Annotated in this window: 16 protein-coding genes; 5 read left to right on the top strand and 11 right to left on the bottom strand. The window is 52.1% G+C overall.

Translation table 11 applies throughout. From position 1 onward, the window contains the following. Window positions 1–222: 222 nt before the first annotated feature. The gene (locus ACQ4M4_RS06245; protein WP_430683614.1) at window positions 223–1,110 is read right to left on the bottom strand and encodes a GGDEF domain-containing protein; all 888 of its coding nucleotides are present in this window, start codon (window positions 1,108–1,110) and stop codon (window positions 223–225) included. A gap of 1,284 nt (window positions 1,111–2,394) precedes the next feature. On the opposite strand from ACQ4M4_RS06245, the gene ACQ4M4_RS06240 reads away from it, so the two are divergent. Continuing rightward, window positions 2,395–4,098 (top strand): helicase HerA domain-containing protein, encoded by a 1,704-nt coding sequence (locus tag ACQ4M4_RS06240; protein ID WP_430683613.1) that lies wholly within the window; start codon window positions 2,395–2,397, stop codon window positions 4,096–4,098. Window positions 4,099–4,134: 36 nt separating this feature from the next. On the opposite strand, the gene ACQ4M4_RS06235 is transcribed toward ACQ4M4_RS06240, so the two are convergent. After that, a complete protein-coding gene (locus ACQ4M4_RS06235) occupies window positions 4,135–4,521 on the bottom strand; it encodes a nuclear transport factor 2 family protein (protein WP_430683612.1) in 387 nt (128 codons plus the stop codon). 187 nt (window positions 4,522–4,708) lie between these two features. Beyond that, window positions 4,709–6,460, bottom strand: coding sequence for a NupC/NupG family nucleoside CNT transporter (locus ACQ4M4_RS06230; RefSeq protein WP_430683611.1), 1,752 nt, complete (start codon window positions 6,458–6,460; stop codon window positions 4,709–4,711). A 386-nt stretch (window positions 6,461–6,846) separates the two neighbouring features. Between ACQ4M4_RS06230 and ACQ4M4_RS06225 the strand changes: the two genes are divergently transcribed. After that, window positions 6,847–7,137 carry a hypothetical protein gene (locus tag ACQ4M4_RS06225; RefSeq protein ID WP_430683610.1) on the top strand — a complete coding sequence of 97 codons (291 nt, stop codon included), beginning with the start codon at window positions 6,847–6,849 and terminating at the stop codon, window positions 7,135–7,137. Between the two features lie 71 nt (window positions 7,138–7,208). Here the strand turns inward: ACQ4M4_RS06225 and ACQ4M4_RS06220 are convergent, their stop codons facing one another. Further along, a complete protein-coding gene (locus ACQ4M4_RS06220) occupies window positions 7,209–8,456 on the bottom strand; it encodes an inorganic phosphate transporter (protein ID WP_430683609.1) in 1,248 nt (415 codons plus the stop codon). A gap of 724 nt (window positions 8,457–9,180) precedes the next feature. Between ACQ4M4_RS06220 and ACQ4M4_RS06215 the strand changes: the two genes are divergently transcribed. The 3 genes from ACQ4M4_RS06215 to ACQ4M4_RS06205 all read left to right on the top strand — a co-directional run bounded on the left by ACQ4M4_RS06215 (window position 9,181) and on the right by ACQ4M4_RS06205 (window position 11,926). Then, window positions 9,181–9,816 carry a hypothetical protein gene (locus ACQ4M4_RS06215; protein WP_430683608.1) on the top strand — a complete coding sequence of 212 codons (636 nt, stop codon included), beginning with the start codon at window positions 9,181–9,183 and terminating at the stop codon, window positions 9,814–9,816. A 341-nt stretch (window positions 9,817–10,157) separates the two neighbouring features. Then, window positions 10,158–10,706, top strand: coding sequence for a hypothetical protein (locus tag ACQ4M4_RS06210; protein WP_430683607.1), 549 nt, complete (start codon window positions 10,158–10,160; stop codon window positions 10,704–10,706). 275 nt (window positions 10,707–10,981) lie between these two features. Continuing rightward, on the top strand, window positions 10,982–11,926 hold the full coding sequence (locus tag ACQ4M4_RS06205) for a phosphoribulokinase (protein WP_430683606.1): 945 nt from the start codon (window positions 10,982–10,984) through the stop codon (window positions 11,924–11,926). A 284-nt stretch (window positions 11,927–12,210) separates the two neighbouring features. Here the strand turns inward: ACQ4M4_RS06205 and ACQ4M4_RS06200 are convergent, their stop codons facing one another. The 7 genes from ACQ4M4_RS06200 to ACQ4M4_RS06170 form a co-directional block, all read right to left on the bottom strand. Beyond that, on the bottom strand, window positions 12,211–12,981 hold the full coding sequence (locus ACQ4M4_RS06200; RefSeq protein ID WP_430683605.1) for a DUF928 domain-containing protein: 771 nt from the start codon (window positions 12,979–12,981) through the stop codon (window positions 12,211–12,213). Window positions 12,982–13,198: 217 nt separating this feature from the next. Beyond that, window positions 13,199–13,519, bottom strand: a complete 321-nt coding sequence (locus ACQ4M4_RS06195) for a hypothetical protein (RefSeq protein ID WP_430683604.1) — start codon at window positions 13,517–13,519, stop codon at window positions 13,199–13,201. A 399-nt stretch (window positions 13,520–13,918) separates the two neighbouring features. After that, a complete protein-coding gene (locus tag ACQ4M4_RS06190; protein ID WP_430683603.1) occupies window positions 13,919–16,318 on the bottom strand; it encodes a CHASE2 domain-containing protein in 2,400 nt (799 codons plus the stop codon). A 109-nt stretch (window positions 16,319–16,427) separates the two neighbouring features. Continuing rightward, window positions 16,428–17,372, bottom strand: coding sequence for a DUF1822 family protein (locus ACQ4M4_RS06185; RefSeq protein WP_430683602.1), 945 nt, complete (start codon window positions 17,370–17,372; stop codon window positions 16,428–16,430). Window positions 17,373–17,387: 15 nt separating this feature from the next. Further along, window positions 17,388–18,056, bottom strand: coding sequence for a sigma-70 family RNA polymerase sigma factor (locus ACQ4M4_RS06180; RefSeq protein WP_430683601.1), 669 nt, complete (start codon window positions 18,054–18,056; stop codon window positions 17,388–17,390). A 302-nt stretch (window positions 18,057–18,358) separates the two neighbouring features. Further along, window positions 18,359–18,841 carry an ABA4-like family protein gene (locus tag ACQ4M4_RS06175; protein WP_430683600.1) on the bottom strand — a complete coding sequence of 161 codons (483 nt, stop codon included), beginning with the start codon at window positions 18,839–18,841 and terminating at the stop codon, window positions 18,359–18,361. 160 nt (window positions 18,842–19,001) lie between these two features. Next, window positions 19,002–20,654 (bottom strand): cation:proton antiporter, encoded by a 1,653-nt coding sequence (locus ACQ4M4_RS06170; protein ID WP_430683599.1) that lies wholly within the window; start codon window positions 20,652–20,654, stop codon window positions 19,002–19,004. Window positions 20,655–20,780: the final 126 nt, after the last annotated feature.

Raw genomic sequence — 20,780 nt, 5'->3', positions numbered from 1 at the left:
GCCTGATTGAGAAGAGATGGGCCGATTTCTTTTGCTTCAGGACTTACGCATTTATGTTGTGGGTGGGGTGCGAAGCGCTCCACCCACAACATAAACACACCAGATTTAGTGGATTTGCGTAAGTCCATTTCTTTAAGGATGCAGACTTGAGCAGGGCAGGATGGATACGTGTAAATTTGGGGAGATCAGCCAGCGATCGCGCTGTCAAACCTTGGCGGATGACTAGGTGGGGGAAAGGAAGCAGCTTCCCTCTTCAATCCAGGCGATTTGATCTTTGCCAGACTTTTTGGAATGGTACAAGGCTTTGTCTGCGGTGGTGTATAGAGCTTCGGCGGTCATGTTGTGTTCGGCGCTGGTGACCCCAATGCTGACGTGAATGTTGGGAATATAGAGTGCCTTTTCGGGATGACAAATATGAATGTTGGCGATCGCTTCTTTAAGTTTGTGGGTAATGGCCAAGGCCTCGGAGAGAGCGCATCCTGGCAAAAATACGGCAAATTCGTCGCCACCCATACGGGCAACTGTATCGAGCGCTCGCACATTATGCAGCAATTGCTGTCCAACTTCGACCAGCACATGATCGCCTAAGGCATGGCCAAAGGTGTCATTCACGGCCTTAAAGTCGTCCAAGTCTAACAGCACCAAGGTATGGGGAATGTCGTGAGTTTGCACTAAGTGCAACCCATTAGCGATCGCCTCATTCAAGGCGCGGCGGTTGTTCAGCCCGGTGAGGGGGTCCGTTTTTGCCAACTCTCGCGAGACTTCTAGAGCTTTTTGCGTTTCTAATAATTGCGGCATTTTTTGGCTCAGCAACACAGCCGTGACACAGCTCACCGATGCCGTCACCAATTTTTCAGATCCTTCTAGCCAATAATTGGAATGCCAAATATTCCAAACTTGCAACAAATGGCCGAACCCGCAGCTAAGAATAAATGCTGCAAAGAGGATGAGTAAGGGACGAGCCTGCACCGCAGCCCGGTCGCGGTAGCGAAACAGCAGCACCGGAATCGAAAGGTATGCGATCGCAATTAGCCCATCGGCTACAACATGCAGCGACGTGAGTGAAGGATTCCACAGAAAACAGGAGCCATGAGGCATTAAGGCAAACATTGGTGAATCGTGTTACTCCCGAGGCATTGTTCACAAGAGCTAGGTGCTGCTGGTTTAACAACAGCAGAATCACAAACTTCAAGCGGAATCACCATTATCAGGAATTGAAAACCGAACTTAAACCAAATTCAAATAAAACTTGTAATGAAATTGGATCAATCTGGGACAACTAGAAAGGACTGCGCAACAGGTTAGGCTAAGTCGATGAGAACCAAGGTTTGAATCGACTTAATCACACACGCAAACCCCAAGCTCACAGATGACTTACTGACCCGTTTACGATGCCCCATTAACATCCATATTAATTCGCCAGCTAGGTGACTCATGCTCCATCTCACCCGGTTTTAGAATTGTCAGTGCGATCGCAATAAATTAAAAATTCAAACCTTATAAACTTCAAACGTCATACATTTCAAAAAAGAAATTTATCAGGGTGATATCGGATAAATTCTCAACGTATCTCACATTTTCTCAAAACACATCCCCCAAACGCACGAGAATATCCTACTCAGACCTGAGCAAGGCACGACGTCTGTACTAGACTTAGCGTTCCCCAAATCACAGCCCCAACAAAGCACAAGCGTAAGAAATTCTCTGGCCCACACCAAATGCCACGAAATCGTCAGGCTAAGAAGCCATTTGGGTCACAGTTTGTGGCTTCAGCTATTCCTCAAAATGAATGCCTATGGGTGACCCAATGATGACCCCAAAAATCATCTCTCTATTCACACGAGTCACACCAGTCGTGGGCCAATCTCAATCAAAAAACTGGTTGCGGTAGCGCTTGCTTTCTCTGCTCGCTCGCTTCTTTCAGAAAAAAGCTCTTGGCAAATTAATGAAATGTTAGTTTTGGTGAGTTTTTTTCTGACGGGTACGCGTTGGGTATCCCGCAAAAAAACATTTTTGGAGTGGGTAAAAATGCGTGCTTTGACTGATCTAGAACAGACAATCGTGTATTAAAGCAACGGTCTTCAGTATCGAAATTTTGAGTGTGGCTAGCAGCTTGAATTTCCAAATTGTGGAAAACCTACTACTGTTGATTGCGCGGTTTTGGGAGATGTTCTAGACAGGCGAAACACAACCAACGTTTGACTGATTTGACCGATATGGGTTCGTAACAGCAAATGATTGGCAAGTCGAAATACCTAAATATTTCGCGATCGCGAAATATTTTGAGCAAAACTGAGCAGAAAGAACGTTTGTATTTTCGAACAGATGTATTATTTAATAATTTATAAGCTCTTGTCTTGAATAGCCAAAAAATCCACTTTTGTGGCCTCCATTATGCAGTCAGAAACACCGCTCGGTTCTGTGATTCAGGGTTCCTTAAGCCAGGGCTTGGAGGTTCGCCTTCACCCAAATGTGCTGGTTGAAGATATGCGGGTGGGAAAGTTTTTGGTGGTACAAGGACGGCGATCGCGCTTCTTTTGTATGTTGACGGATGTGGTGCTGGGAACCGCCAGCCCACGCATTTTGGCGAATCCACCCGATCCAAGCAACACCTTCTTGCAAGATGTGCTAGCTGGCAGCGGCACCTATGGCACCATCAGCCTATCGCCCATGCTGATGTTTACGCCAACTGAAGATGCTGCTGAGAATCGAAAATCGGCCAAAACTAAAGGAAAAAACCAGCCCGTCGCCAATACGAATGCTGTCGAGCTGTTGCCTGTCAAAACCATTCCCAGTCACTTTAGCCAAGCCTACGACGCAAGCGAACACGACTTTCGAGCGGTGTTTGGCTGGGAGGATGACCCCCATCGGCGCAATTTTTCCATTGGTCAACCCATCGACATGGATGTGCCCATTTGTATTGACTTAGATCGATTTGTGGAGCGCAGCAATGGCGTCTTTGGCAAATCGGGCACCGGCAAATCGTTTTTGACGCGGCTGCTGCTGTCGGGCATTATTCGCAAGCGCGCTGCCGTTAATCTCATCTTTGATATGCACTCAGAATATGGCTGGGAGGCGACCTGTGAAGGCAAGCAGTTCAGCACGGTTAAGGGGCTGCGGCAACTGTTTCCGGGGCAGGTGCAAATTTTTACGCTAGACCCAGCTTCTACTCAGCGGCGCGGTGTGCGAGATGCGCAAGATTTATTCATTAGCTACGACCAGATCGAGGTTGAGGATCTCATGCTGGTGCGGGGCGAACTCAACCTTTCCGAAGCGAGTTTGGAAAATGCCATCATTTTGCGCAATGAGTTTGGCAAGCATTGGATTAGCCGACTGATGGCAATGACCAATGAGGAAATTCAGGAATTTTGCGAAGTGAAGATGGGCAGCAAGTCTTCCATCATGGCGCTGCAACGCAAGCTGACTCGGCTGGATGATCTCAAGTATTTGCGGCAAACGTGCCCCCACAACTATGTGAATCAGGTTTTGGAGGCGCTAGAAGCTGGTCAGCATGTGGTGGTGGAGTTTGGCTCTCAGTCCAACATGCTGTCGTATATGCTGGCGACTAATATTATCGCAAGGCGCATTCATGCCAGCTATGTGCACAAAGCTGAGCGATTTTTACAAAGCAAAAATCCAAGCGATCGCCCTCATCCGTTGGTGATTACGATTGAAGAAGCCCATCGGTTTCTAGATTCGGCTACCGTACGCCAAACGATCTTTGGGACGATCGCACGGGAGATGCGCAAGTACTTTGTCACGCTGCTGGTGGTGGATCAGCGCCCCTCGGGAATTGACAACGAAGTGATGTCGCAGGTGGGAACCCGCATTACGGCTTTGCTCAACGATGAAAAGGATATTGAGGCAATCTTTACAGGGGTATCGGGTGGGCAAGCGTTGCGCTCGGTACTCGCTAAGTTGGACTCGAAGCAGCAAGCACTGGTGTTGGGCCATGCGGTGCCCATGCCCGTGGTGGTGCGTACTCGCCCTTACAATGCTCAGTTCTATGCCGAAATTGGCGATCGCGACTGGAGCCATACCCCCGATGACGAAGTCCTACTCGCGGCTCAAGCCGCCAAAGCCGATTTGGGCTTTTAGCCCCACCCGAGTCCCGATTCCCAACTCCCCCATTCCCTACTGCATCAACGGACTTCCATGATGGTGAATCAAAAACCATCCAGTTCCCATGCGCTCAAACACATTGGTGGCGATCGATTTGGCTTCCATCCGGCGGCCTCGAACCACTTGCATCACAGACTCCACCACAATCACATAGGCCAAATTCCCCGAGGTCTCGGTGCTTTTAACTTGGATATCTACTTCCAAGTAGTTCGTATTGCGAAAAATGAGCTCCCAAGATTCACGGATATCATCCCATCCCATCAGGATGCCGCGTCCTGGATGCACGCACACACTGGCTGTTCCCTGTGACCATACGCTGTCCATCGCCCCGATATCGCGCTTTTCAAAGGCTCGATAAAAGGCTGCATTCGCTGCCAAAATCGCAGTTACATCACTCATCGCGATACCCACGAAAACCGTCAACATAGCGTTCAAAACGCTGCTGGATAATTTTTTGGGAACCTTTGCATGGCAAAGGTTCCCAAAAAATCAGGTGTAGACTGTATCACTCGCTGAAACTTAGCGCACAAACTCTTCGCCATGCAAACCCTGCTACGGAGGGCTAGGCTCTTCAAGAGCCAGAATGTTAAGGACTAGGAGGCGCTTCGGGTGGAGCCTCGCCAAAAGGGCTGGGGGAGGCCTCCTGACCAAGCTCGGCGGGAGTTGTATTTTCGGGAGTGGTGCCTACGGGTGGCACTTCTTCTGGGCTGGGCGGCACAACTTCGGGTGCAGGTGTTGGTAGCACCGCATCGGGAGAGGGAACTACCGGATCGGGAGATGCAGGTGCAGGCGCGGCAGGCGCAGGTGCAGCAGGCGATGGAGCGACCTGAGCGGGAGGAGTAGCTGCATCCGGTGTCCCCAAAATGCTTTGGTCTCCTTCGAGGTAGAACACGCCAGCCACTGCCGCAATCATCATGGTGGCAAGGGTGCCAACAAACAGGGCCTTCCAGCCCAGTTCCGAAACATCGCGCCGACGAGAGGGAATGAGCGCACTCACACCCCCCACAAAAATGCCAACCGAGGCCAAGTGGGCAAATCCTGACAGGGCGTAGCTCACGATGACCATGGCCCGATTACTCAATTCGCCAGCAGCAGCAGCAGCGCCCAAGCCCTGATAAGGTGGAATCGCTGTTTCAAACAGGCGTCGGCCAATGAGCACCGAGGAGCGCCATAGTTCATCCCATTCCAGCGATACACCGGTGAGGACGGTTAGCGGCAAGAACAGTGCTCCCAAAATGTTTTGGAGCGTGACGACTTTGAAAACTTCGCCAATACCAAAGGGGAGTAGGGTCGCGGCTGCGAACAATTGGTTGATGAGATAGACCAATCCCAAAATCAAGATCAGCACGGCGGCAATGGAGACGGCCATTTTGACCCCATCCAAGGCACCGACGATTGCCGCATCCATGGGGCTAACCCGCTGAATCGGTTCTCCTGCAACGGTTTCGACGGGGGTATGGGTATGGGCATCGCGATCGTGTAGGTCGTGGGCTTCTTCGGCCAGCAGCTCATTGGGGCTATCGAGTTTCTTTTCTACGGGAATGCCCTTTGCAGTGACGGGCACTCCTGTTTCGGGAATCAAAATTTTGGCAATGACGAAGCAGGCGGGAATCGCCATGATAGAAGCCGATACCAGGTGGCTCAAGATGTTGGGGAACACATCTTTGAGGAAGCTGGTGTAAATAGCCAAGGTGGAGGAGGCAGCGGTACCAAAGCAGCAGGCCAAAATTGCCAACAGCTCGCTGCGGGTCATGCGGGGAAGAAATGGTTTGACGGCGATCGCGGCTTCAATGCCCACAAAGATATTGGCGGCTCCGCTCAGCGATTCGGCTCCGCTCAGGCGCATTGTTCCATAGAAAATTTTGGCAAAGAAGTTGGTAACGGCCTGCATCACACCCAGGTTGTACAGCAGCGCCACCAACCCTGAGAAGAAGATAACCGCTGGCAAGGCGCGAAATGCAAACACATAGCCCAACTGGAGTGCACACAGGCCAGGTAGCACTTCGCCGGGTTGTGCGGGTACACAAGCCGCCCCACCCAAGGGCGCCAACACCAAAGGTTCTTGACCCACCACGGGCACCAGGTTGCGACCAAACACAAACCGAGCGCCAAAGTCTGCCGCATCAAACACGACATTCAACAAATTGCCAAACCATTGAATGAATGCGCGTGTTGGGGGAAAGCGAAAGACTAATAATCCCAAAATGAGCTGGAGCACAACGCCAGCAATCACAACCCGCCAGGGAAAATACTTGGGATTGCGATTTTCGGAAAATGCCCAGGCCACCAGGCACAGGCCAATGATGCCCAAAAAGGACATGATGTTGAGAAAGCTCATGCGCAACGCCTCCACGAATGCGACGTAATCCGCCGAATTTCGATCTATCGACTCAAACAGTAGCCTAAAACTTTAGGAATAGAACAACGAAATGGGGAAATTTAATTTGTATGACGTTGTTGAGTTGCGATGGGATTTGAGAAATTTGGGTCAGCTTGGGTGTTGGCTGGCGCAAATGTGACCGATGAAGACCGCTGAAAACATGAGCTAATGGCCAAATGGCAGCCCTAGAGCTACAAGAATTGCCAAAGACTCGACCAAAGATGAGCCAACGTCAGGGACCAACGCGATGGGGCGAGCTGGGCGATCGCCCTTAGATCTTCCCGCTAATTCCGTCAACAGGGAGTAGGATAGGGGGTAACGATGTGTCGGTTGGACAGTACTCCATGGATGCGTTTGCTCCAATTCCACCAGAGTGGACAAGTGCAGCGGCTCATGCGCTGGAATTTTGTTGTCCCCAATGTCGGGCTGCATCGACTGAGGCTTATCATGTTTGGATTAATCGGCGATCGCCCGTGTTTACCGAAAGTCATCAGCGCAAGTGGCAAGAGTTTTATCAATGCCAGTGCGGTACGGCGTGGTGGGCGTGGAGTTCTGATCGACCTCCTAGCGAATATACCCGCCAAGAACCGACCGAACCGCTGTGGTGGCTCGATCGGGGTATTGAAGAGCTATAAATGAGTGGCTCGTTATCTGCAACGGGGCTCCCCATAACCAATTTGGACTTGGGCTGTGGTTTTGGTTGAGTCTACCTAGGCAAGATGCGGTGTAGGCCAGCAAAAACTAGGGCAGACAAAAGTGCAGAAATGGGCACCGTGGCGAACCAGGCGAGGCCAATTTTTATCAGGGTTTTGCGACGGTTTAAAGGCGGCGACTCAGCATCGATTGCTGTGGTGGTGGACGATCGCGGCAACAAACTGGTGCCCACCACCGCGCCGACCAACGCGTGAGACGTGGAAACTGGAAGTCCTGCAAGACTGGCCAGTAATACCGTGGTAGCCGTTGCCAACTCTGCACAAAATCCCTGGCTGGGCTGTAGTGACGCAATGCCTTCGCCAACCGTTTGAATCACGCGTTTGCCCAATACCGCTAACCCAGCGACCATGCCCACTGCCCCCAGCAACAGCACCCCAATGGGAATGGCAATCGCATCGGTGGGAATGTGTTGTGTGGTGCGAATGAGCTGCAACACGGCCAAGGGGGCGATCGCATTGCCAATATCGTTCGACCCATGGGCAAATGCGACAAAGCACGCACTCACAATTTGAAATTTGGCAAATACGGCTTCTGGGGTTTGAATGTGCCGAAAAGCAGCAAAAGATAATCCCACAGTCGCGATCGCACCGACGCTCCAGGGCACCAGGGGATGACTCAACCATTCGGCAAAATTCGCCCCTTGCTGAATCACCGCAGGCAATACCAACCCACCAAAGACAGAAATGAGCCCGACACTCAGCCAGGGAATCCACTCGTACAACGCAACGATAGGTTGAGGACGATGCAACACCCATCGGCGGATCACACTGTAGAACGCCGCCGCGAATGCACCGCTGAACACAGGGGTTATGATCCACACGAAGGAAATGAGACCAATCGTTGACCACTGAATAGCAGTGCGATCAACCGCCAGCCAAGCAAAACCCGCGATCGCCCCCACAATGGCATGAGAGGTGGATACGGGCAAAGCTAGCCAGGTGGCAACCTGCACCCACAGGCCACAGGCTACCAACGCAGACACCATGCCCAATGCATACACTCCCGGATCGTGGGCAAAACGCATTGGATCTACGACATCGGTTGCCAGAGTAGAGGCTACCCGCGACCCCAACAGTACCGCGCCTAAAAATTCAAGAACCGCTGCGATCGCCAATGCCTGCCGCAGCGATAGCGCCTTCGAACCAACTGACGTTCCCATCGAATTGGCAATATCGTTGGCACCCAAATTCCATGCAACATAAACGGTCAGTATCCCAACCAACCACGACTCTATTCCCATTTGCACCAATTGAATGTGGGATATCAGCCAAACACCTCTATCAGCAAGATAGTAGAGGATTAGGGCTCGGGCTCATCTTTCTTGCAGACAGATGTATACAAGAATGCAGAGATGTATCCATCAGATGCGGAGATGACGACGTTTGTTTCTCCATCTGCGTGTTATCTCTCCTGTCCATTTTTTTGGATGGTTTTTATCTGCTGGGGATAGGCATTGCTGTTGGACTTTCCCTGCATACTATCGTAAGTAATGCCATCACACCTGGTTTACGGCCACCGCACCCTCGCCATCATGAATTAATTGTTCGCTGTAGTGAATTTGGTTCTGCGAATTTGCTTGATTGCCTGTCTTGACCCTGGGTTTTGATGGCTTTTTGTATGGTCAGCATCGCTTGGCTAATTAGTCGAGTGCAGTGTGCATTGAGCTGCCGTTCAAAATTGGGTCATGGTGCTGAGATCATGATTTTGAGGATGACTCAAAATGTCCATTTTTGGCTTCACGTTCTGCTCAAACATTCACGAATATCAGAGGAGGATGAAACGTATAGTTTTGCAAATTAATTCTGTCGCGATACGCAATTTCTTTGGTGACAGAGGTATTCTTAAAATTCAAGCATCCAAAGCTCCGTTGCCAGAAGGAACGCCAAGCGTATCTTGGGATAGTAACTTGGGTTGTCACTGCCAAGCTCCGTGATACGTTGATCCACGAATTCATTCGTTGAAGCATGGCTAAATCCAAACCCCAATCTATTTCGGCGGTTATTCGTCCTCCCATCATTCGAACTGTGAATCAGCAATTCCTTTCGCCACCGGAAAAAATGTCGGATGCGGTGTCCATGCGAGATGCGATCGCCCAGTTGCAGCCGGCTATTTTGGCGGCGATGCAGCGTGGCTATACTCGTGCCGATATTGCCGAAATTTTGGAACAGGCTGGCATTTCCATAACGGCAACATCACTTCAGTACTATCTCAAAGCGATCGCTAAGGCTCCCAAAGTGCGTAAAGCCCGAGTTTCCAAACGCACTCTCTCTACATCATCGGAAGCGGCTCACATCCTAAAATCTGCTTTGTTTGCTCCATCGCATACTCGCGCTTCTAAGCAGCGCCATGTTGATCAGGTCATTTCCTTCCTATTGGATGATCTTGATATTGAGGAGGTCGATCGGGATTCTGCATCGAGTTTGGAGGCTCAACAATCGCTGCCGACTCAGCCTACTCCCAAATCTGGTGCGCAATCCAAAACCAAAAGCCACAAAAAAGAGGTCAAGTCTTCTACGAAACAGTCACAAACTAGTTCTCGCGCTAAAAAGAAGCCCAAAGCAGTTGTGCTCAAGCTGGGCTATACCTGCACGCTTCGGTAATCTTGGTTCTATTACTCATCACCAATCACGATTCGTCACTCACGATTTTAATGAATGCGCTTGAAGCGCGATCGCACACTGCGTTGATGAATCACGAGTTTTCCATGCCTGATCTGCGTATCAGGCCCAAGTTGGGTCAGTAGAATCGGTTGTCTGGTTCGTCACGATTGGCACTCTGCATTTCATCTCATCTGTATTCACGAGTTCTTCAATTTTTCTTCAAATCTTGATTCATTTTTGTTCATGTTCGATACACTTAATTATTCTCAGTGGCCTCAACTTCTCTTGAGGTCAGCCTGATCAAGATTCAGTCATTTTGTTTAGGTGATCCTACACGTCCTATGCCTCCAACATCAACCAAAAAACGGCTGCCCGGTTCGGTTCTGGTGGGAAAGTCTGCCATTCACCAGGCCACATCTTTGCTAGAACAGTTGCCCGACAAACCAAAGGATCAATGGTCGTTGCGAGAAGCCATTGACATGCTGCGAGAGCCCATTCATGTTGCTTTGGATCGGGGCTACTCGCATGACGAAGTTGCAGACATGCTTGCAGACAAAGGCATTCGAATTAGCGTGTCGTCACTCAAGCGATACTTGGCCGCCACCCGTCGCACAGCTCCAGCTGGCACCAAACTCTCCAAGACAAAACGCACTCGGCAATCAACTGCTGAGACCAAGGCCAGTACCAATGGATCGGCGATCGCGCCTGCTCCAGAAACTGCTGCCAGTGAACCCACCCCCACTCCGAAAAAGCGAGGACCTCGCCCCAAAGCGGCTACCACGGCTGTAACGCCTGCTAAAACGGCTACCAAAGAGCCCCGCACGACCTCTCGTACCCGCAAAGCAAGCGCTGCTCCTGTCAGTACTCGCGGTCGCAAAAAGGCAACTTAAGTTGGGTTCAAATTTGGTCGGCGATCGCTCCCATAGGGTTGTCGGCATAGGCTGTGTTCACAGATGTTCATCTAGATATTCATCACCTTGATTGAAGGGTGCATCGTCATCACATGCAGGTTGGTATGTGGTTGGTTTGGTGCCCCCTTTTTTGCTTCATTGCTAAACATTGCAGAAACCAAGCTCGGCTCGCTGAAATGTTACATTGCAACCCATAGACCTGTAATGATGCAGGTTATCCATTTGTTACCGTGCTCATTGGCTTAGGAGGCTCCATGACCCATCGCCCCATCATTCTCGGCATTGTTGGCGACAGCGCCGCTGGAAAAACCACCCTGACCCGTGGTATTGCTCAGGTGTTGGGCGAGGACGATGTAACCATTATTTGCACCGACGACTATCATCGGTACGATCGCCAGCAGCGTGCCGAAAAGAAAATTTCAGCCCTCCATCCCGATTGCAACTACCTCGACATTATTCAGCAACATTTGTCGTTGTTACGCACTGGCCAACCGATTCTCAAACCCATTTACAATCACCACTCTGGTACGTTTGACCCGCCGGAATACATTCATCCCAGTAAGTTTGTCATTGTCGAAGGATTGTTGGGGTACTCAACTCGGGGCATGCGCGATAGCTACGATGTGAAGGTTTACCTTGCACCCCCCGAAGACCTGCGCAGCACCTGGAAAATTAAACGCGATACGCGCAAGCGAGGCTACACCGAAGAACAGGTGATTGAGCAACTCCGCCAGCGCGAATCCGATTCCGAAAAGTTTATTCGACCGCAGCGCCAATGGGCCGATGTGGTGGTCACATTCTACCCAGCGAATAACGGCTCCGAGCACGATGATTTGCTGCTGAATGTCAGCCTGGTGCTTCGGCCTACGATTCCCCATCCTGAGTTCAGTGCATTGCTGGGAGATAAAACCGATGGACACTTGGGCTCGGCAGTGCGGTTGGAACTCGACCGCGACATGGGCAAACCCGTGGATGTCTTGGAAATTGATGGACATGCCACAGCCGATCAGGTGTTGGAACTGGAGCGAATGTTGTGCAATGAGGTGCCGTACTTAGGCAAGTTTTGCAGCCTGGAGGGTAATACGTCGATTGGCAAGGTGGTGGGTACCACCGGAGAAACGCTGCAAAGTTACCCGTTGGCGATTACTCAGTTATTGATTACCTATCACATGCTGAAAGCGGCTCACATTCATCAATAGTGAGCGTGATGGTGAGTGCGAATCAGTAAGCAGCCATCTTAAATATTAAAAAACCTAAAACCCTGTGCCGCCCACACTGCGGGTGGCACAGGGTTTTAAGATCTGGTTTTTCATGGCATTGAAGTTGCGTTGGCCTGACTGCCTCAAACGTGGGTTATGGATTAGCTGAAGTGCCCATTTTTGCGTGCGCAACGCGCACGCAAAAATGGGCCTTTCTGAGGTTTTCGCGCCGCGAAAACCTCAGAAAGGCCCTTAACCGAAACTGACGTGATCAACATCCAAGCTTACTGAGATTGGTGAGCGGTGGTGCTGGTGCTGGATAGCTGCAAAATTTGGGCTGTGGATAGGTTATCGAGCCCAACCGATTGCAGCAGATTTCTCCAGGCAGTGGCGATCGCCTCGTTGGTTGGATTTGCGCGACGAGCTGCTGCGAGTTCGGCCAATGCATCGTGCCAATACCCGTTCTCTGCATACAGAGTTGCCTTGGCCACGGGCGATAGAGCCTCCGCAATTTGGGCACTCAGCTCTGGGTTTAAGACGCTGCCTTCAATCCAGCCCGAAGCCACCACAGGATTTTCGGGGCCGCAATAGACTGAAAAGATCCACTCGTATCCCTGATTGAGCTGTAATGGTGGCACCGATGCTGGAATTGGCACTTCCAAAATGCCAGGAGCGGCGCTGTGATCCATCATCGTTTGATAGATGATGTTGTTATGTTTATCGATTAAAACCAGCTCTGCTGGCATGTCGCTCGACAGCGTGTAGGGCGAATAAAACCACAGGGTGGGATGGGATTGGGTTGAGCGTGCCCACACAATATTGGCAGAACTCGCGGTTGGGGTGGCATGCTGACCCGACGGTACCAGTGCGGTTAAGTCCGTATCAACGAGTGGGCAGGTGCCACGGCTGGCGCCGCCGCCGCTTCGGCCCGTTGGAGACCCTCCTGCAACAATTGGAGGTTCATTGGGTGGGCTATACCTTTGGGCCATGCCAGGGGTGGCAACCAGGGACAATGAAACGGCGATCGCAACAGGGAAGGACTTCTGAAATTTCATGGCTATTTCCTCGGGGGTTTAAGGTTCGCAAATGCGGTTAACCATGGATAGAGTAGCGCTACTTTTGATCTCACATGAGTGCGGCTTACTAGACCTACCGAGATCATGACGGCAAGATCTTATCATCCACAAGGCTGCTATTGATCTTTCAGCGTTTCGAACAACATTTCCGCAATATGCTCAGGAATTTACGATAAGTAACCAGCCATCACTAAATCTAAAATCCTAAAACCCTGTGCCGCCCGATGTGTGGGCGGCACAGGGTTTTAGGGTATGTCTTTAGTGGTGTTGAGGCACTTAAAACGGTGTGAAACGTGTGAAAAATTAATTGAATCAATCGGTTGATATATGGCCACGTCATGCCGATCTGGTCGCTGACGTGGCATGGTTCGCGATAGCGGCTAGCACCACCGCCGCGCACTTCGGGGGCTCCTCGGTTGGGAGGTGCCGGGTAAAAGACCTCTGCTCTGGCAGAGGTTGCAGCCATGACCGATATCATGACTGCGATCGCGACCTGAACCGATCGTTGTATTTTCATGGCTACTTCCTTATGGGGGCGTAAGGGTTGGCAAATCCATTCACCATGTGTGAGTCATCGTGAACGAATCACAATCAACAGAGCAAAATCAATGAGTCAGATAACCGGGCTAAAGTGCTACACAATCATTTGGTCGCTGAATTTAAGCGCTAGATGTGCTAACTGGGGATGGTATTTTTTGAGAACTCCTGCTGCGCAAGAGTCCTTAAAAAACCACTTATCTTAAGTCATCTGGCGATTGTCCTAGATTTGAAAAATCCATACTTGAGGTGATAAAAGTACAAAGCGTTGTTGCATTTATCGCTGTTATAGTTTTCAAGTGCAAGTGAACGCTTTCCGCAAGAATGGATGAATCGAGCCCACTTATTGAGTATATAAAATCGGTGAATGCAAAGCCCGTCAAGGCTTAACGCTTGTGTGTAATGTTTGGTGAACGGCAACGAGTGTGCCTGCAAGAGTCAGCCCAGCCAGGGTTGGCAGTACGGGAACCCATCCTCCCTTGTGGAACAACACACCACAGGCGAATACGGCAACACCGGCACCTATGGCGATCGCCACCACACGCCAGCGCACATTGGCCCGATGGTCTACCGCCAGCCACCATACCAGGCCGCCGCCCACCAGCGACCAACCCGTAATCCACAGGGCATCTATGCCAAACGGCCACATCCACAGCAGCGGACGCTGATCGAGCGTGGCACTAATGAGCTGACTAGTCATGTGGGCTTGCACCACCACTCCGGGCATGGGCGCGTGCGAAACTGGCGTTTGCCAATAGTCATTAGAACTGTTGGCTGTCACGCCGATCAGCACGATTCTGTCGCGAATGACATCGGGATTGACGGCTCCTGTAAGTACATCGGTCAGGGAGGCTTGGCTAAATGGCTCGCGATGGTTGCGGTAGTTGAGCAAAAGCTGATAGCCGCGATCGTCGAATTGCTGATATGGCCCCATCCACGACAGCACAGGGGGCAATACCACCTCGTTAAAGGCGATCGCATCGGTGGCTTTGGCGTTCACCGTTAACTCGGTGAGCTGTGGCCGAATGCCCTCGTTTGCCAGGTAGCGAAAGGCCACCTGTGCCGCAAAAGCATAGGGCACCACGCAGGGCGCGTTTGGATCCTGCCGAGTCACCCGCATAGATACGAGTTGCCGCCGCAGGACTCCGTCCTGATCCACCACAAAGTCACTAAAGCCAACTCGGTTGGTTGGCATGGTGGGTGGTGGAGCAATACTATCCACCCCCTCATCAGCAGCTTTGCACACTCCAATTAACTGATCGGTGTTTTGATAATGCTGAAGCAGCGCCGTTTGGCCGGGTTCTACGGGCAGGTCGCGGTACAAATCCAGCCCGATTACCCTGGGTTGGGCTGCTTGCAAGGTATCTAGCAACTGCTTGAGGTACCCATCGGAAATGGATAGGGTGAATCCTTGATGGACGGTTCCGTAGGTTTGGCGCTCGGCTTCGTCAATCGTGATTAACAGAAACCGATAATCGGGGCGATCGCTCGGTCGCAACTTCATCAAATAGTTCAGAGTGGCCAGCTCTGCCGCTTGGAACCCGCCTACAGCCCGCACGCCAATCATGAGCCCTGCCGCCAACAAACTGCTGAGTGCAACCTTCCATAGGGAAGCGCGATCGCGCTTGGGTGGGGAAACAACCGCATCGGCAGTTGGCTGAGGTACAGGGATAGAAATGCCTGCCAAGCTGTACCACGTCGGCGGCTTGACCGAAGGATTTTGGTAAATGACGGGTAGCCAGGTGGCGCAGAGGTACTCATCTTCCAGGGCTTGCAACCGTTCTCGCGCTTCACGAACCGATAGGTACAACGATTCGCCTGTCGAAAATCGAGTCAAAAAATAGTTGAGAAATACCTGAGCCACGCGATCGGGCACAGGTTCGCGCATCACAATCAGTTGAGGAATGTTGAGATCGGCCAGTTCTCGCGCCAGCCCCAACCCGTCGCAAGAGTTGAAGATTGCCAGCTTGAGGCCCTGGTGTAGAGCTTTGCGCAGGCCATAGCGCAGCTCGCTCATACTTAGGCGATCGCTCGGATTAATGGCAATATGGCCGGTGTCGCCATCGGCTGTGGTGGTGCTGTGGCCGGCAAAAAAGAGAATATCCCATGGTTGCTCCCACAGGTGATCGGTGAGCGATTGGCGCTGTGGCTCGACCAAAAACTGCACTTCGGCCTGGGGCAACGCTTCCAACAAGCGGCGATCGGCCTGGGTATCGATTCCTTCGCTGTTGCCCAAAATGGCCAAAACCCGCACGCGCTGGGTTTGGCTCGGCGGCTGAACAATGCGCTCGTAAACAGATGTGCTGAGAGCCAACTCAGCCTGGGGATAGCGCTCCATCACATCCCACAGGTGCCACGGCAAGCGCTGGAGCTGCACATCATTTGTTTGCACCAGCACTCGAATGGTCTCGGTGGGGTGCAGCTTTTCGAGCCAGAGTTCTCGCAAAGGCCGAAACGTTTCGCTGAGCAACCATTGATTGAGGCGATCGCCCAGGTGTTGGGCGGCGGTACGGCAATCGCCCGTTAGGGATACGTTGGTTTCTTGCACAGTTGGTGCAGAAAGGCGCGATCGCATTCCCAGCCGTCGATAGCTAGATTGCCAATGGTCAAAGAGTTGAGGCAGCGTTGGGTCGGGCGGCAGTTTGCCCATCATCTCGGCAAAAGGCTGCAGGGCCAAACTTGCATGGGCACCTTCCGATTCTTCGGCGATTTGCAGCATCACCGGAAACCCAGCGTCGAAGCTGCCTTCCCCAATTTTTAGGACGACGAACTTGCTCACGATTGGTCACAGGGGTGAAAGGCTATGAGGAAGAAACCAAACCGCTTCTTCCATCCGGAGGTTTGATCATGAGGTCTATCCCAGGTTTAGCGTATCGGTCGGCAAGGGATTAGATCACGAAAGATTCAGTCACTTGGCGATCGCCCAGCAAGACCTGCACCTGAAACACCTCACCCGGTGCGCCACCAATTTGCAGCTGAATGTAGTCATCTGCTGTGCGCGACTGAACCGACTGAAACACCGCCCCCAACTCATCCAACACCTGTAAGCCAACTCCGGCGGGTAACGTGACACCATTCATGGGATGCACTTGCAGCAAGATATCCACCTCGCCTTGCGCATTGGATGTGGCGGCTACCACCAGCACTAGCGGCACGTCTAGCTCGACGAGCTTGGCTTGGCGCACTCCGGGCACCTGGTCTTGCAAGGGCGCGATCGCTCCACGAAAGGCATATTCAGCCTGGGGGGGATTCAGCAACGACTCCAGCGTTTGCCAGCCAGCATCAATGCTGCCCTGAAGCCACTGGCTGACAGAATTGAATGCAGCGCCAGCCTGACGAACCACAGCGGGAACTCGCAGGCTAGCCAAATGATCCATTAAGTCTTCGGGCGCTTGTAGGTGATGGAGCGGCAAAAACTCGTCTTCGACCGTGGGAACAAATCCCAAAATTTCGGCCTGACGCGTCGCCTCATCAATTTCCACAACAACGTAACCGATGCGATCGCCCCACACTTCTGGGGGCACTGGGCACATGGTGGGACGAGAGCGCTGCGCCACCATGGGACGGCACTCCAACCGACCCACACCCGGAATGTGCAAATCGGCCACATCGGCCATGGTTTGCAAAACCGGATTCCAGCTATCGCTCGCGGTGAGATCGGTCTCGATCCCCATCATGTGCAAATAGTCATTTACCACGCACACGGCCAGGGTGTTATGTAGAACTTGGGTTGCTTTATGCGGGGTAGATTGTCGTTGGGCAAACTGGGTGGCAAGGTGATGAGCAGACTGGGTAATTGGCAGCGGAAGAGAGAAATCTGTGTTGTAAACCATAGGGCCAAACCTCCTTCATAGATATCCCTCCGATTCGCCAAATTTACGCAACCGAGGCAAACATTGTCGCTGATAAAAACTGCTGAGGGTGGAAATGGGTAAACCAAACTCAGCCGAAAGGTCTTTCCAGCTCGATTCTGGCGGTAGCCGTCGCAGAATTAGCGTTTGGCAATTGACCTGGGGATGACCCTCAACAAACACCTGACGCAGCTCCTCTGAGGTATCTTCGGTGGCCCAGCGCAACACCCCTTCCAAAATGGGTGGCACATCGGGATTGGCTGGCAAATTGTCGATGGGATCAATCACTTCGCCCGCTTCGCCTGATCGCGAAATGCGCGTTTGGCTGCTTACGGTTGTGGCTTGCTGCTTTTGGGTATCGATAAAAAAGTCTTGCAGTCGCCGCCGCAAATACGCATTTAGCCAGGTGGTGACTGAGCCCCGCTCAGGATCGTATTGCTGGCCCGTTTTGGCTTCGCAAATGTTTTGGCAGAAAAAGATCCAGGTTTGTTGCAGCGCATCCTGGTAATGGGGAGTGCTTTCGCGCCACAGCTTGGGCGTGGCAAGGCGAATAATTTGGGTGAGCGATCGCTGCCGTTTGGCACTACCGGGTGGATGGCTACAGGCCTCTTCGACGAGCGCTTTGAGTTGTTCATCCATAGCGGCTACACCCACGATGTCCATCATTCATGCTTTAGTACAGAACTCACGCATGTCGTGCAGCTTTCCGGGATGATGGCCGAATATCCCCCCTAGTGGTACCCCAGGCTGATCGGATAAAACTGCGTCAGTCCGTGTGCATTCAGCTTTCTAGTTATTGTGATGGAAAATGAGCCGTTTCACGAAAGATTCGCCAAAATTATCGTCTTAGCCTCTGGGATCGATCCATCTTAGGACTTATGCATTCGTGTTGTGGGTGGGATGCTTAGCACCTCACCCACAACACAAACCCACGAGACTTGGAGGACTTGCGTAAGTCCTCCATCGGTTTATGCATCTGTTGGTTGAGCAGGGGTGGCTGAAACCTCGGTGTTTTGCTCATCTGTTTGCTGAGGGAAAAAGCGCTGACTAACCCAGGTTGTGATGATGTGAGACAGCAGCCCCATTGGCCCAGCAAACAAGCACAGCGCCAAGGAATGAACTGTCCACACCCCGGTTCGCTGCCCCTCTAGATAAATCCAGCGACCCACAAATAAATCCATCACCAAAAAGTGAATCCACCCGGTAGCGGCAATGGATGGATTGGAGAATAGGCTGGCGATCGTCGCCAAATCGGTATTGGTAAATGCTTCTGCCGTATCGGGATCGAGGCTGCTGGCAAAGCCGTAAATGTAAGCCCCCGCCAGCGCGACAAACGGCAACATAGAACCCATGACCGTGCGGGTGACCTTCCACTTGGGCAGCAGAATCATCAGTGCCCAGAAGGGGAGAACGAAGATGTTGGCAATGTTGAAGATAAGTTCTAGGGGCATGGGGAAGAGGTTAGGAGTTAGGGGTTAGGAGAGAGAGGGGGAGTCGGGAGTTGGGAGTCGGGAAAGACGCAGCATAGGGTGCTGTTAGGATAGCGTAGCGTACCAGCAGGGGTCGTTCTTACCGTAATCGAAAATCTAAAATCGCAAATTCCAAATGGTCTCAGTCTTCCTCAAAATTGACTAACTGCTGGTCAATGGCACGGAGGCGATCGCTCACCACTTCTGCCGAAATGATTTGCTTGCGAACGGCATCGTTCAGGGCACCTTTTTCCACCAATAATAATCGGCGGCGGATGGCGTTGAGTTTGGCAGTTCGGCCACCAAATGCAGTTTGTGCGGTGGGGCGGCGGTTGTACAGGTCGCGCAGTTGGGTTTCGGCTCCGGCCACTTGTACCTGATAGGTGGCTCGCATTTCCTCATACACTGCTTTGGGCAGTACGCCAGAGTTATGTAGGGTTGCAAGTTCGGCCTGGGCCGCTTTGGCAGCGATGAGTTTGGATTGCAGTTCCTCAATTTGCTGGCGTGATTCCGAGACCACCATGATGTTGAGCCGCTTGACGAGCCAGGGCAGACTGAGCCCCTGTCCCACCAGCGACACCAGCACTGCGCCGTACACGATCGCTACTAAGTCTCCGCGTTCGGGTAGGGTGGCGGGCAAGCTCAGGGCCAGCACCATCGACAGCGAACCCTTGATATTGCCCAAAAACAGCACATGCTGCCAACGCATGGGAATGGGCATATCGAATCGGTTGGCGATCGCCAGCATCGGATATACCGACAGCACGCGCCCCACCTGATACGCCACGATCGCCAGCAAAATTGCCGGAGCCGTGCGCCACAGAATTTGGGGATTCACCTCTAGCCCAATTAGCAAAAAAACGAAGGTGTTGACGCAAAAATCGGCATATTCCCAAAAGTTGAGCAGTGTGATTTTGCTAGAGGCCGATACGTTATTGTTGAGGCCACGATTGCCCACCACCAATCCGGCCACGACCACCGCCACCACACCCGATACCTGCAACGCTTGTCCCGCCTGGTAGCTACCAAAGGCCACGGCGACCGTCAGCAAAATGCCGCTAAAGGGATCATCCGCTTGTTTTACAAACAACTCAGTGCACAGAGCGCCGATTGCCAACCCCAGCAAGCTACCGCCCGCAATGACCAATACAAACTGCTGCGCCCCACCCAGTACCGTGATCGAGCCTGCGAGATGCACTTGCGCCAGCAGGCTAAACAGCACTAGCGCTACGCCATCGTTGAATAAGCTTTCGCCCTCAACAATCGTAGACAGGCGAGAAGGCACGGTCACTTCTTTAAATACAGCAATCACCGAAACGGTATCGGTAATCGCAAGAATGGTGCCCAGCAGCAGCGCCGAAATCCACCCCAGCCCCAGCAGCAGTTTCAGCACTACGGCCGTAATGCCCGATGCAATAATGACTCCTGGCCCCGCCAGCAAGCCAATGGGCTTGATGGTGCTACGCAATCGGCGAATATCGGTATTGATTGCCGCCTGAAACAGCAGAATGGGCAGCAACAGGTTGAGCAGCAGGGCCGAATCGAGTCCCACCCGCCGAGGCAAGAACTCGGTAATGGCCAATCCCGCCAGCACCAACCCGGTCACATAGGGCAACCGAAACCGCCGCGAAATCAGGGCAACAACAGTGGCCACCAGCAGCAAAATGGTGACCGTGGTCGCCAGCTCGACGACTTGCTGGGTCTCTTGCAGATTCGGCGTTGGTGTATTCAATTCTGAGGTTGTGAGCAACCATGGAAACAAATAGTAAGAAGCAACAGCAGTTGTGTGCAGCATTCGACAAAGCTGGATGCGTAGGACAGCAAAGGTAAACTAACGCGATTTGGCTAGACTGTTAAAAAATGTCGAATCGCTTCGTGAGGATGCAACCGGAAGCGATCGCCACATATTCATAATTTTGGA

The organism is Leptolyngbya sp. AN02str (assembly GCF_050565595.1).
Classification (GTDB): Bacteria; Cyanobacteriota; Cyanobacteriia; order Elainellales; family Elainellaceae; genus Kaiparowitsia.
Note: the sequence above shows the minus strand (reverse complement) of the source record. Positions and strands in the feature narration are given on the sequence as shown.

Excerpts from the sequence above, each read along its gene's own strand:
- ACQ4M4_RS06215 (WP_430683608.1), top strand. The coding sequence starts at position 9,181 with ATGGCTAAATCCAAACCCCAATCTATTTCGGCGGTTATTCGTCCTCCC.
- ACQ4M4_RS06225 (WP_430683610.1), top strand. The coding sequence starts at position 6,847 with ATGGATGCGTTTGCTCCAATTCCACCAGAGTGGACAAGTGCAGCGGCT.
- ACQ4M4_RS06220 (WP_430683609.1), bottom strand. The coding sequence starts at position 8,456 with ATGGGAATAGAGTCGTGGTTGGTTGGGATACTGACCGTTTATGTTGCA.
- ACQ4M4_RS06205 (WP_430683606.1), top strand. The coding sequence starts at position 10,982 with ATGACCCATCGCCCCATCATTCTCGGCATTGTTGGCGACAGCGCCGCT.
- ACQ4M4_RS06170 (WP_430683599.1), bottom strand. The coding sequence starts at position 20,654 with ATGCTGCACACAACTGCTGTTGCTTCTTACTATTTGTTTCCATGGTTG.
- ACQ4M4_RS06235 (WP_430683612.1), bottom strand. The coding sequence starts at position 4,521 with ATGAGTGATGTAACTGCGATTTTGGCAGCGAATGCAGCCTTTTATCGA.
- ACQ4M4_RS06180 (WP_430683601.1), bottom strand. The coding sequence starts at position 18,056 with ATGATGGACATCGTGGGTGTAGCCGCTATGGATGAACAACTCAAAGCG.
- ACQ4M4_RS06230 (WP_430683611.1), bottom strand. The coding sequence starts at position 6,460 with ATGAGCTTTCTCAACATCATGTCCTTTTTGGGCATCATTGGCCTGTGC.
- ACQ4M4_RS06175 (WP_430683600.1), bottom strand. The coding sequence starts at position 18,841 with ATGCCCCTAGAACTTATCTTCAACATTGCCAACATCTTCGTTCTCCCC.
- ACQ4M4_RS06195 (WP_430683604.1), bottom strand. The coding sequence starts at position 13,519 with ATGAAAATACAACGATCGGTTCAGGTCGCGATCGCAGTCATGATATCG.
- ACQ4M4_RS06185 (WP_430683602.1), bottom strand. The coding sequence starts at position 17,372 with ATGGTTTACAACACAGATTTCTCTCTTCCGCTGCCAATTACCCAGTCT.
- ACQ4M4_RS06245 (WP_430683614.1), bottom strand. The coding sequence starts at position 1,110 with ATGTTTGCCTTAATGCCTCATGGCTCCTGTTTTCTGTGGAATCCTTCA.
- ACQ4M4_RS06200 (WP_430683605.1), bottom strand. The coding sequence starts at position 12,981 with ATGAAATTTCAGAAGTCCTTCCCTGTTGCGATCGCCGTTTCATTGTCC.
- ACQ4M4_RS06240 (WP_430683613.1), top strand. The coding sequence starts at position 2,395 with ATGCAGTCAGAAACACCGCTCGGTTCTGTGATTCAGGGTTCCTTAAGC.
- ACQ4M4_RS06210 (WP_430683607.1), top strand. The coding sequence starts at position 10,158 with ATGCCTCCAACATCAACCAAAAAACGGCTGCCCGGTTCGGTTCTGGTG.